The organism is Staphylococcus microti (assembly GCF_000934465.1).
Lineage (GTDB): Bacteria > Bacillota > Bacilli > Staphylococcales > Staphylococcaceae > Staphylococcus > Staphylococcus microti.
In genome coordinates this window covers 1-225 of record NZ_JXWY01000084.1, presented here as the reverse complement: position 1 = coordinate 225, position 225 = coordinate 1, and the positions used below count along the sequence as shown (strand labels likewise).

At 32.9% G+C, this 225-nt stretch carries 1 pseudogene; it reads right to left on the bottom strand.

The window, feature by feature from the left end:
- A pseudogene (locus TP70_RS12590) lies at window positions 1-225 on the bottom strand (hypothetical protein); the annotation flags it as partial.

Here is a 225-nt window from a genome sequence, read left to right as displayed (position 1 = left end):
ATTCAAAGATCTACCTGCTTGTATTGTGTATTTTGAGGCTTTTGTCCAACTAGGAGTCATATTAGAATATCCTGAAAATCTCATGTTGTATCTTGTTGAGGATATAGTTTTTTCTTTTTGTGATAGTCCAACAGCTCTTGGTTGTATATTGTTGTTTTGGTCATTTAAGTACATTTGTTTGTCTTCTTCGCTTTCAAAGAAGATTTTGTCTCCATTTTCTTCGGT